The 10,552-nt window shown below is 74.0% G+C and carries 10 protein-coding genes and 1 tRNA gene; 7 read left to right on the top strand and 4 right to left on the bottom strand.

What is annotated here, in order from left to right; all coding sequences use genetic code 11:
* Positions 1-145 precede the first annotated feature (145 nt).
* Both sigJ and A6R01_RS17155 read right to left on the bottom strand, forming a co-directional pair.
* Entirely contained in the window at positions 146-1,027 is an 882-nt protein-coding gene (gene sigJ / locus A6R01_RS17150; protein ID WP_292608503.1) for an RNA polymerase sigma factor SigJ, read from the bottom strand.
* Positions 1,011-1,769 carry an SDR family oxidoreductase gene (locus tag A6R01_RS17155; RefSeq protein ID WP_292608506.1) on the bottom strand — a complete coding sequence of 253 codons (759 nt, stop codon included), beginning with the start codon at positions 1,767-1,769 and terminating at the stop codon, positions 1,011-1,013. The genes sigJ and A6R01_RS17155 overlap by 17 nt, the downstream gene beginning before the upstream one ends.
* Positions 1,770-1,940: 171 nt before the next feature.
* Between A6R01_RS17155 and A6R01_RS17160 the strand changes: the two genes are divergently transcribed.
* Complete coding sequence (locus tag A6R01_RS17160; RefSeq protein ID WP_292608509.1) at positions 1,941-2,741, top strand: potassium channel family protein; 801 nt, start codon at positions 1,941-1,943, stop codon at positions 2,739-2,741.
* Positions 2,742-2,749: 8 nt separating this feature from the next.
* Here the strand turns inward: A6R01_RS17160 and A6R01_RS17165 are convergent, their stop codons facing one another.
* Positions 2,750-3,622, bottom strand: a complete 873-nt coding sequence (locus A6R01_RS17165) for a DUF3152 domain-containing protein (RefSeq protein ID WP_292608512.1) — start codon at positions 3,620-3,622, stop codon at positions 2,750-2,752.
* A 102-nt stretch (positions 3,623-3,724) separates the two neighbouring features.
* Positions 3,725-3,808: transfer RNA gene (locus A6R01_RS17170), tRNA-Leu, on the bottom strand.
* A gap of 263 nt (positions 3,809-4,071) precedes the next feature.
* Here A6R01_RS17170 and A6R01_RS17175 point away from each other — a divergent pair.
* The 6 genes from A6R01_RS17175 to A6R01_RS17200 all read left to right on the top strand — a co-directional run.
* Complete coding sequence (locus A6R01_RS17175; protein ID WP_292608515.1) at positions 4,072-4,779, top strand: DUF3662 and FHA domain-containing protein; 708 nt, start codon at positions 4,072-4,074, stop codon at positions 4,777-4,779.
* Entirely contained in the window at positions 4,772-5,245 is a 474-nt protein-coding gene (locus A6R01_RS17180; protein ID WP_292608518.1) for an FHA domain-containing protein, read from the top strand. Before A6R01_RS17175 ends, A6R01_RS17180 begins: the two co-directional genes overlap by 8 nt.
* Complete coding sequence (locus A6R01_RS17185) at positions 5,242-6,615, top strand: protein phosphatase 2C domain-containing protein (protein ID WP_292608520.1); 1,374 nt, start codon at positions 5,242-5,244, stop codon at positions 6,613-6,615. Before A6R01_RS17180 ends, A6R01_RS17185 begins: the two co-directional genes overlap by 4 nt.
* Positions 6,616-6,620: 5 nt before the next feature.
* Positions 6,621-8,021: an FtsW/RodA/SpoVE family cell cycle protein gene (locus A6R01_RS17190; protein WP_292608528.1), complete on the top strand. Its 1,401-nt coding sequence runs from the start codon at positions 6,621-6,623 to the stop codon at positions 8,019-8,021.
* Complete coding sequence (locus tag A6R01_RS17195) at positions 8,018-9,520, top strand: penicillin-binding protein 2 (protein ID WP_292608522.1); 1,503 nt, start codon at positions 8,018-8,020, stop codon at positions 9,518-9,520. Before A6R01_RS17190 ends, A6R01_RS17195 begins: the two co-directional genes overlap by 4 nt.
* Positions 9,517-10,552 (top strand): serine/threonine-protein kinase (locus A6R01_RS17200; RefSeq protein ID WP_292608525.1); only part of this gene is annotated, 1,036 nt, incomplete at its 3' end. The genes A6R01_RS17195 and A6R01_RS17200, both read left to right, overlap by 4 nt.

Below are 10,552 nucleotides of genomic sequence, written 5' to 3' on the forward strand. Positions count from 1 at the left end.
GCCGAGAGGTCGCTCGCGCACGGCCGAGAGGTCGCTCGCGCACGGCCGAGAGGTCGCTCGCGCACGGCCGAGAGGTCGCTCGCGCATGGCCCCGAACCGTCACTCACGCACGGCCGAGGAGTCACTGACGCACGGCCGGTGTCGTTCACCCGCCGAGCTTGTCCGGCGCCATCACGATGTCGACCCGGGAGACCAGGCCGCCGTCGACCGTCAGTGACATCACCAGCCGCCGGCGTACGCCGGAGCCGTCCGCGTCGGGGGCCAGGGCGACCAGTCCGAGCCGACCGTTGACCACCGCGGGCAGGAAGGTGTCCCCGCTGCGCCGGGCGGTGACGCCCACCAGGAAGCGCGCCACGCGGTCCGGCCCGACCACCGGACGCCGGGCTGCGCTCACCACTCCGCCGCCGTCACTGGTGAGGACCGCGTCGGGGTCGAGCAGCGTCACCAGGCCGGCTACGTCCCCACCGGCGGCGGCCAACAGGAAGGCGGTCACGACGCTGTCGTGGGTCTGGGTGTCGACCTCGACGCGGGGCGTCCCGGCCGCGACGTGCCGGCGGGCACGGCTGGCCAGCTGGCGCACCGCCGCAGGTGTCCGGCCCACGGCCCGGGCCACGTCGTCGAACGGCACCTGGAACAGGTCGTGCAGCACCCACGCGATGCGTTCGGCGGGGGTCAGCTGCTCCAGCGCGACCAGCAGCGCGTACCGCACGGTGTCGTCGACGGTGACCCGCTCGGCCGGGTCTGGGACGTGCACGTCGGGCTCGGGCAGCCAGGGGCCGACGTACGCCTCCCTCCGCACGCGCGCGGAGCGAAGCACGTCGACCGCCGCCCGCGAGACCGCCACCGTGGCCCAACCCAGCACGTCGCGGACGGGCTCGCGCCGGTCGGCCTCGACCAGGCGGAACCACGTCTCGGCGACCACGTCCTCGGCCTCCCCGCGACGGCCGAGGATCGCATAGGCCACCCGGACCAGCCGCGGTCGGTGCTCCTCCAGCGCCGCCGCGAGCTCCTCAGCCCGCGCGTCCACCGGCGGACAGCCACTCGGCGAAGGTCGTGCGTCCCAGCACGGCTGTCGGGTCCCCCGCGGCGGTGAGCGAGCCGTCGCGCATGGCGCGGCCGGCGGCACCCGGCAACCACAGGGGTACGACGCTGTGCCGGAGCCCCCGGGCCCGGCACAGCTCGCGTGCCATCCGGTCGACCCGGTGCTCCTCTGGTCCCGCGAGGTCGGCGACGCGGCCGGCGGGACCGGAGGCGGCCAGGTCCACCAGCGACTCGGCGACCTCGCGCGCCGCGACCGGCTGGGAGCGCATCACCGGGACCAGGGACACCGGCCCCAGCGGCACGAACCCCAGCGCCTGCTCGGCGAACTCGTGGAACTGCGCCGCCCGCAGCACGCTCCAGGGCCGGTCACCTTCGGCGAGCAGCCGCTCCTGCAGCTGCTTGCCGCGGTAGTACCCCGACGGCACCCGGTCGATCCCGATGATCGACAGCGCCACGTGGTGGCCGACCCCCGCGGCGCGCTCGGCGGTCGTCAGGGTGCGGGTGACCGACCCGAAGAACGCCTCGGCGCCCTTCCGGCTCTGCGCCCGGGTGCTGGTCACGTCGACGACGACGTCCACACCCTCCAGTCGAGCGGCCACCCCCTCACCGGTCGTCAGGTCGACCCCGGCGGACCGGGTCAGGCCCACCACCTCGTGACCGCGCTCGCGCGCGACCTCCACCACGTGCCGGCCGACGGTCCCCGTCGCCCCTGCCACCGCGATCCGCATGCTGCTCATCCTCCTGGAGTCCCTCGACCGGAGCGGTGACGCCGCTCCTACCGGGTGGACGGGACGGACACGACCCGTGTGACATCCGGGCAGCGACGAGGCCCCTCCCACGGCGGCACGTGCGGCGCCGTCGCCCGACCGGGCGGGTGTCGGCTGTGCCACGGTGGGGGCATGTTCGCCCTCGACGTCCTCACGCCGGCGGCCGGTGTCCTCGTGGTCGGGCTGACCCTGCGCGACGTGTTCCACACGCTCTTCCACCCCGGCGGTCACGGTGGCCTGGCGGCACTGCTGTGCCGCGGCACCTGGTCGGCGCTGCACCGGCTGAGCGACCGGGTGGCCCAGCTGGCCGGCCCGGGCGCGGTGCTGCTGACGATCCTGGTCTGGCTGGGCCTGGTCGTCGCCGGCTTCACGCTGGTCCTGTGGCCGCTGGTGCCCGACGGGCTCACCTACGGCCAGGGCTCGCCCCAGGGACCCCCGCTGCTCGACGCGCTCTACGTCTCGATGGTCGCGATCTCCACCCTCGGGTTCGGTGACGTCGTCGTGCAGGACCCGGCGCTGCGGTGGCTGGCGCCGCTCGAGGCGCTGCTCGGGTTCAGCGTGATCACCGCCGCGATCACCTGGATCACGCAGATCTACCCGGTGCTCAGCCGCCGCCGCAGCCTCGCAGTCGACGTCTGGTCGCGCACCGGGGGCGACGGGCCGGCCGAGGACGTCGACACCGCCACTGCGGCCGCCTGGGCCACGCAGCTGGCCGCCGTCGACGTCGACCTGGTGCAGAACACCGAGACCTTCTGGTTCCGCGAGAGCGACCCGCGCCTCTCGCTGCTGCCGGCGCTCCGCCGCCTGGACACTGTGGCCGAGCAGCACGCGGGCTGCCCCGAGGGGCGGCACCTCGGCCGCGCCCTCGCGGTGCTGCGGGAGACGCTGCAGGAGCAGTACGGCGCGCGCGCCGGTGACTCACCGGCGTACTGACCGGCGCGTCAGCGCTCCAGCGCCGGCCAGGGGTTGGGCGCGCAGCCCAGCAGCGTCTTGGTCTGCTGCACCATCACCGGCGCGGGTGCGCCGGTCTCGGGGCACCCGAGGTGGCCGTAGCCCAGTGCGTGCCCGGTCTCGTGGTTGACGAGGTACTGCCGGTAGCCCTCGAGGTCGTCCCCGTAGGTCTCCGCGCCGTTCTGCCAGCGCCATGCGTTGAGCACGACGTTCTGCCCGTTGCGGCACGACAGCCGCCCGCGGGTGAGCAGTGGGGCGCACAGCCGGTCGGCGGTGGTGGGCGAGGCGAGCAGGATGCGCAGGTCGGCGTCGCCGTCCTCGCGCACCAGCAGGTGTCCGCGGGTGACCCAGCCGCGCTCGTCGGACAGGATCGCCTCCACCTCGTCGGCGACCGCCCCGGTGTCGAAGGGCAGCCCCTCCTCCACCTCCACCCGGTACGACGTCAGGCGCAGCCCCGCGCCGTCGGGCCTGGTCCCCGAGGACCCACCGACCTCGGCGATCGCGAAGGTCCCCGACGCCGACTCGGGGACGGGTACCGGCTCGGGCTCGGGCTCGCGTTCCAGCGTGCGGCCGGGGAGCACCGTCATCGCGGAACCGGAACCGGAACCGGAACCGGACCCGGCCCCGGACGCAGTGCCGGAGTCAGCCGCAGCCTCGAGCTGCGCCGAGCCCTGCTCACCGGCGGTGTCGAGCGCCTGCGTCGTCCCCCGACCTCCGGCGACCGGTCCCCCGACCACCATCCCGACGGCCAGCGCGGCCGTGATCGCGGACAGCACGAGCAGCGGGCGCCGCGACGGTGCCGGCACGGGCTCGGCACGGTGACGCCCCGGCCGGCCCGCCCCCGGGCTGCTCGCTCGTCCCACGCCCCGATCGTAGAGCGCCGCCTCCGGCCGGTCGGGGACCCACCGCGCGACCCCCGGGCACGACGAAGGCCCCGGGTCATCGACCCGGGGCCTTCGCTCCTGTGCGCGAGGGGGGAGTTGAACCCCCACGTCCTTTCGGACACACGGACCTGAACCGTGCGCGTCTGCCTATTCCGCCACTCGCGCGTGAAGCGTCCGCAGGTTATCCCAGTCCCGGTCCCGCACCCAAACCGGCGACCGACCCGCCCGACGACCCGGCCAGCGCCCCGGCCAGCAACCCCGCGAACGACCCGCCCGGCGACCGTCCACGGACCCGCGGGGTGGCGCCCCCTCGCACCGCCTTCGTTACGAGCGGGCGCACCCGGCCTGCGTGCCGGGCGGTCGGCCTGCCCCGTCGGCCCGGCCCCCACGTGCAGCACCACGACGCTCGGACAGGGAAGGAGGCGGACGTGAGCAGCCTGCAGCGGTTCGAGCGACGACTCGAGCAGATGATCTCCGGGGCCTTCGCGCGCGCCTTCCGGTCCGCCGTGCAGCCGGTGGAGATTGCCGCCGCCCTGCAGCGCGAGTGCGACAACAACGCCCAGATCCTGTCGCGGCAGCGGCGCCTGGTCCCCAACGACTTCCACGTGGAGCTCGCGCAGACCGACCTCGAGCGGCTGGCGCCGTACGACTCGGCGATGGCCGCGGAGCTGGAGAAGCAGGTCACCGAGCACGCCCAGCAGAACGGCTACTCCTTCCCGGGCCCGGTCAGCATCGACTTCGAGGCCTCCGAGGACCTCACCACTGGCCGGTTCCGCGTGCGCAGCCGCGCGCTGGCCAAGGTCAGCAGCAACAGCACCCACACCCAGGTGGGCCGCGCCCGCGCGGTGCTCGAGGTCAACGGCACCCAGCACCCGCTGGCGCCCCCGGGCGCGATCGTGGGCCGCGGCACCGACGCCGACGTCCGCATCAACGACCCGGGCGTGAGCCGCCAGCACGTCGAGTTCCGCGTCGAGGCCTCCGGCGACCGGCTGCACATCGACGTCCGCGACCTCGGCTCGACCAACGGCATGCTCGTCGACGGCCAGAAGATGAGCCGCTCGGTGGCCGACGACGGCACCGAGGTCACCATCGGCAACACCGTGCTCAAGGTCAGGGTGGTCTCCGAGGATGTCTGAGCTGACGCTGCTGCTGATCCGCATCGCCTACCTCGCGGTGCTGTGGATCTTCGTGCTCTCCGCGATCTCGGTGATCCGCTCGGACATGTTCGGCGCCCGCGTGCCGGAGACCGCCCGCTCCCCCGAGCCCCGCGGCCGGGAGTCCAAGCCGAAGAAGCCGGCCAAGCGCCGCGGCGCGCCGACCCACGTGCTGGTCACCGAGGGCTCCAACGCCGGTGAGCGGGCCGAGCTCGCGGAGGCCCCCATCCTCATCGGTCGCGGTTCCGACGCCGCGATCCGCCTCGACGACGACTATGTCTCGACCCGCCACGCGCGCATCGCCGCCGCGGGCGACCAGTGGTTCGTCGAGGACCTCGGCTCCACGAACGGCACCTACATCGGCACCGTGCGGATCACCCAGCCGACCACGATCACGCTCGGCACGCAGGTCCGGATCGGCAAGACGATCCTGGAGCTGCGCAAGTGAGCGACGCGCCCCAGAGTCCTCCCGCGGGCGCCACGAGCGCGGCCGCCCCGACCCTGCGCCTGCAGTGGTCGGCGATCTCCGACGTGGGGCGCGTCCGCAAGGACAACCAGGACTCCGGGTACGCCGGCCCCTGGCTGCTCACCGTCTGCGACGGCGTCGGCGGCGCGATGCGCGGAGACATCGCCTCCAGCGTCGCGCTGCAGCAGCTGCGCAAGCTCGACGAGGAGCCCCCCGGGGCGATGGAGTCCGACGAGCTGCTCGGCCGGGTGGGCGGTGCACTGCACCGCGCCCACGACCGGATCGGCGAGGTCGTCGACGAGGAGCCGGCGCTCAACGGCACCAGCACCACCGCCACCGTGCTGCACTTCGACGGCCGGCAGGTCGGCGTCGGCCACATCGGCGACAGCCGCGCCTACCTCCTGCGCGAGGGCGAGATCAGCCGGCTCACGAGCGACCACACCTTCGTCCAGAGCCTGATCGACGAGGGCCGCATCACCGAGGCCGAGTCGCGGGTCCACCCCCACCGCAACCTCATCCTCAAGGCCGTCGACGGCATCCACGAGGCCGAGCCCGACCTGTTCGTCGTCGCCCTGCAGGCCGGCGACCGCCTCTTCGTCTGCTCCGACGGTGCCACCGCCTCCCTCGACGACGACGACCTGCGCGCGATCCTCGCCGAGGGCACCCCCGACTTCGCCGCGGTCGAGCTGGTCCGTCGTGCCCTCGACGCCGGGTCGACCGACAACGTCACCTGCCTGGTCGCCGACGTCCTCGACGAGGCCGGCGCCGCCGAGCGCGCCGACGCGCTCGCGGACCTCCAGCCGATGGTGGTCGGCGCGGCCACCGACGTACGCCGTCGTCCGCACCGCACCCCGCTGGCCACCGGCCTGTTCCGCGGGCGCAGCGACACCGGCGAGCAGCCGGCCGTCGAGGCCGAGCTGCCCGACGACCTGCCGGCCGACGCCCACGCCATCCCCAGCGACCCGATCGACCCCGAGACCGCCCGCTACGCCCCACGGCCCCCGCGCCGCTTCGCGTGGCTGCGCCGGCTGCTCGCGATGCTCGTCGTCGCCGGGCTCACCTGGATCGTCGTCGCCGCCGCGTGGTCGTGGACCCAGGACCAGTACTACGTCGGCGAGGTCGACGGCACCGTCCACGTCTTCCGCGGCATCGACTTCTCCCTGCCGGGAGTGGAGCTCTCCGAGCCCTACGAGTCCACCAACGTCACCCTCGACCGGCTGCCCGGCTACGTCGCTGACGGCGTCCGCTCCGGCGTCGCGGCCGACGACCTCGAGGACGCCCGGTCGATCGTGGAGAACCTCGCCGAGCAGATGACCGGCTCCCCCGACGGCGCCGACGGGCAGGAGGGGTGAGCGGGGTGTCCCAGGCCACCGGCAACCCGCTCCTCGGCTTCGTGCACCGCCGTCGCCGCGGGGCCGAGCTGTTCCTGCTCGTGCTCGCGCTCGCGGTCGGCATCGGCGCCTACGCCGCCGTCGGCATCGGGGTGGAGGGCACCGTCCCCGCCGACCTGGTCGGGTACGGCGGGTGGCTGGCCGCCCTGGTGATCGTGGCCCACCTCGTGGTCCGGGCCACCGCGACCTACGCCGACCCGGTCCTGCTGCCGGTGGTGGCGGCCCTCAACGGGCTGGGTCTCGCGGTCATCCACCGCCTGGACCTGACCGAGGACACCGGCTTCGCGGCCCAGCAGCTGATCTGGATGACGATCGGCGTGGGGCTCTTCGTCGCCACCTTGCTGTTCCTGCGCGACCACCGCATCCTCACCCGGTTCACCTACACCTCGGGCCTGGGCGCGATCGTGCTGCTCCTGCTGCCGATGCTGCCGCTCATCGGCAACGAGGTGCGCGGCGCCCGCATCTGGATCCGCCTCGGCCCCCTGGGCTTCCAGCCCGGCGAGGTCGCCAAGGTGCTGCTCGTCGTCGCCTTCGCGGGCTACCTCGTGCTCCACCGCGACGCGCTCGCCCTGGCCGGTCGCCGGCTGCTGTTCGTCGACCTGCCGCGCGGCCGCGACCTCGGCCCGATCCTCGGGATGTGGCTGATCAGCCTCGGCATCCTGGTCTTCCAGCGCGACCTCGGCTCCAGCCTGCTCTTCTTCGGCCTGTTCCTCTTCATGCTCTACGTGGCGACCGAGCGCGCGGGCTGGCTGGTCGTCGGCGGCGGGCTCTTCCTCGGTGGGGCGCTGGTGGCCTGGCAGCTGTTCAGCCACGTCCAGACCCGCGTCAACGTGTGGCTGGACCCCTTCTCCTACTACGGCCCCGGCACCAACGACACCGCCTTCCAGCCGGTCGAGGCGACCTTCGGCATGGCCTGGGGCGGCCTGCTGGGCCGCGGCTTCGGCGGCGGAGACCCCGGCCGGGTGCCGTTCGCGGAGTCCGACTTCATCATGGCCGCCATCGGCGAGGAGCTCGGCCTCACCGGGATGATGGCCGTCCTGCTGCTCTACGGACTGATCGTCGAGCGCGCGCTGCGGGCGGCGCTGATCTCCCGCGACGGGTTCGGCAAGCTGCTGGCGGCCGGTCTGGGCGGGGTCTTCGCATTGCAGGTCTTCGTCGTCATCGGCGGCGTCACCGGCCTGATCCCGCTGACCGGCCTCACGACGCCGTTCCTCTCCTACGGTGGCTCGTCGCTGGTGGCCAACTGGGTGATCATCGCGCTGCTGCTGCGGGTCTCCGACCTCGCGCGCCGCCCGGTCCCCGAGCTGGCGACGGTCGAGGAGGCCGGTGGCGACGACGACACCCAGGTGATCCGGGTGGCGCGATGAACAAGCCGATCCGCACCCTCTCGGTCTTCTGCCTGCTGATGTTCCTGGCGCTGATGGCCAACGTGACCTACCTGCAGTACTGGCGGGCCGACTCGCTCAACGACGACGGCCGCAACCGCCGGGCCGTCGACGCGGCGTTCTCCCAGCCTCGCGGGGCGATCCTCGTGGGCCGCGAGCCGATCGCGTCCTCCGAGCCCTCCGACGACCGCTACGAGTACCAACGCACCTACTCCCAGCCGCTGGCCTACGCCCACGTCACCGGTTGGTACAACTACTTCAACGCCCAGTCCGGCGCCTGCAGCAGCTGCCAGCGCCGCGTCGAGCAGACCCAGGACGACCTCCTCAGCGGCGAGGACGACCGGCTCTTCGTCACCCGCCTGGTCGACCTGCTCTCCAACGAGGAGTCCGCCGGCGGCAACGTCGCGCTGACCCTCGACCCCGACGCGCAGCGCGCCGCCTTCGACGGCCTGCGCGAGGTCCTCGGCCCCGACGGCGAGGGCGCCGTGGTGGCGCTGGAGCCGCGCACCGGCAAGGTGCTGGCGATGGTCTCGCTGCCCACCTTCGACCCCAACCGCCTGGCCAGCCACGACCTCAGCGAGGTCACCGCCGCCGGCGACGAGCTCGAGGACGACCCGGGCCAGCCGCTGCTCAACCGCGCCATCCAGACCACCCTGCCGCCGGGATCGACCTTCAAGGTCGTCACCGCGGCCGCCGCCATCGAGAACGGCCTCTACGAGGCCGGCGACGACGTGCCGGGCGGCCCGTCCTTCCAGTTGCCGCAGACCACCGGCGACACCGGCCTGATCGACAACGAGGGGCGCGACTGCGGCGCGGACCGCATCCCCTTCGCCCAGTCGATGGAGAACTCCTGCAACACCACCTTCGCCCGGATGGCGATCGAGGTCGGCGCGGACCGGATGCGCGACCAGGCCGAGGCGTTCGGCTTCAACCAGCAGTACTTCGAGGACCTCCTCCCCCAGGCCACCGCCCGGTTCCCCGAGGAGATGAACGACCCGCAGACCGGCCAGTCCGGCATCGGCCAGTTCGACGTCGCCGCCACGCCGCTGCAGATGGCGATGGTCGTCGCCGGCATCGCCAACGGCGGCACGGTGATGAAGCCCTACCTCGTCGACGAGGTGCAGAGCCCGGAGTTCGAGCAGATCGACCAGACCGACCCCGAGGCGCTCTCGGAGGCGGTGAGCGCCTCGACGGCCAACCAGCTGACCGACCTGCTGGTCTCCACCGTCGACAACGGCACCGCCCGCCCGGCCGCGATCCCCGGCGTCCAGGTGGCCGGCAAGACCGGCACGGCCCAGAGCGGCAACCCCGATGTGCCGCCGTACGCGTGGTTCGTCTCCTTCGCCCCCGCCGACGATCCCGAGGTCGCCGTGGCGGTGATGATCCAGAAGGCCCCCGGCGTGGACCGCGGCGAGATCGCCGGCGGTCTGTTGGGTGGGCCGATCGCGAAGGCCATCATGGAAGCGGTGATCAACAAGTGACCCCTCCGCAGACCCCGGGCGACCACGCCGGCGGTGGCTCCGGCGGCGCCCTGGGCGACGCCGGCTCCTTCGCCGACGACGCCCGCCGCTACCAGCTGGAGTCGCGCATCGCGACCGGCGGCATGGGCGAGGTCTGGCGCGCCCGCGACACGACCCTGGGTCGCACCGTCGCGGTCAAGGTGCTCAAGCGCGAGTACGCCGACGACCCGGCCTTCCGGTCCCGCTTCGAGACCGAGGCCCGGCACGCCGCCTCGCTGCACCACCCCGGCATCGCGGCCGTCTTCGACTTCGGTGAGGCCGAGTCCGTGGACGGCTCCGGCGTGCCCCGGCCCTACCTCGTCATGGAGCTCGTCGAGGGCGAGCCGCTCTCCGCGCTGCTGCGTCCCGGGGCCCCGATGGACCCCGACGCCGCCACCGACCTGATGGCCCAGGCGGCCGACGCCATTGCGGCCGCGCACGCCGCCGGCATCGTCCACCGCGACGTGAAGCCCGCCAACCTGATCGTCACCCCGGACCGGAAGGTCAAGGTCACCGACTTCGGCATCGCCCGGGCCGCGGACAGCGTCGGCATCACCCAGACCGGCCAGGTGCTCGGCACCCCGCAGTACCTCTCCCCCGAGCAGGCCCGCGGCACCACCGCGACCGCCGCCTCGGACGTCTACTCCCTGGGCGTCGTGGCCTTCGAGTGCCTCGCGGGTCGCCGTCCCTTCGACGCCGGCTCCCCGGTCGCCACCGCGCTGGCGCACCTCAACCAGCCGGTCCCGGACCTCCCCGACACCGTCCCCGGCCCGCTGGCCGCCGTCGTGCGCCGCGCGCTCGCCAAGGACCCCGCCGACCGGTACGCCGGGGCCGCGGACCTCGCGCGGGCGCTGCGCTCCCCGGGCGGCGCGGCCGGTGCCGCCGGAGCCGCTGCGGGAGCGGCGGGCGCCGCCGACGCGGCCACCGCCGTCGTACCCCCCGTCGGCGCGGCGCCCGAGCCCGAGCCGGCCACCGCCGTCATGGGTGCGGTCCCCGCCGACCCCACCCCCGCAC

The sequence above is a fragment of the Nocardioides sp. REDSEA-S30_B4 genome, from assembly GCF_001627265.1.
Taxonomy (GTDB): Bacteria; Actinomycetota; Actinomycetes; order Propionibacteriales; family Nocardioidaceae; genus Nocardioides.

Excerpts from the sequence above, each read along its gene's own strand:
- A6R01_RS17155 (WP_292608506.1), bottom strand. The coding sequence starts at position 1,769 with ATGCGGATCGCGGTGGCAGGGGCGACGGGGACCGTCGGCCGGCACGTG.
- A6R01_RS17160 (WP_292608509.1), top strand. The coding sequence starts at position 1,941 with ATGTTCGCCCTCGACGTCCTCACGCCGGCGGCCGGTGTCCTCGTGGTC.
- A6R01_RS17180 (WP_292608518.1), top strand. The coding sequence starts at position 4,772 with ATGTCTGAGCTGACGCTGCTGCTGATCCGCATCGCCTACCTCGCGGTG.
- A6R01_RS17195 (WP_292608522.1), top strand. The coding sequence starts at position 8,018 with ATGAACAAGCCGATCCGCACCCTCTCGGTCTTCTGCCTGCTGATGTTC.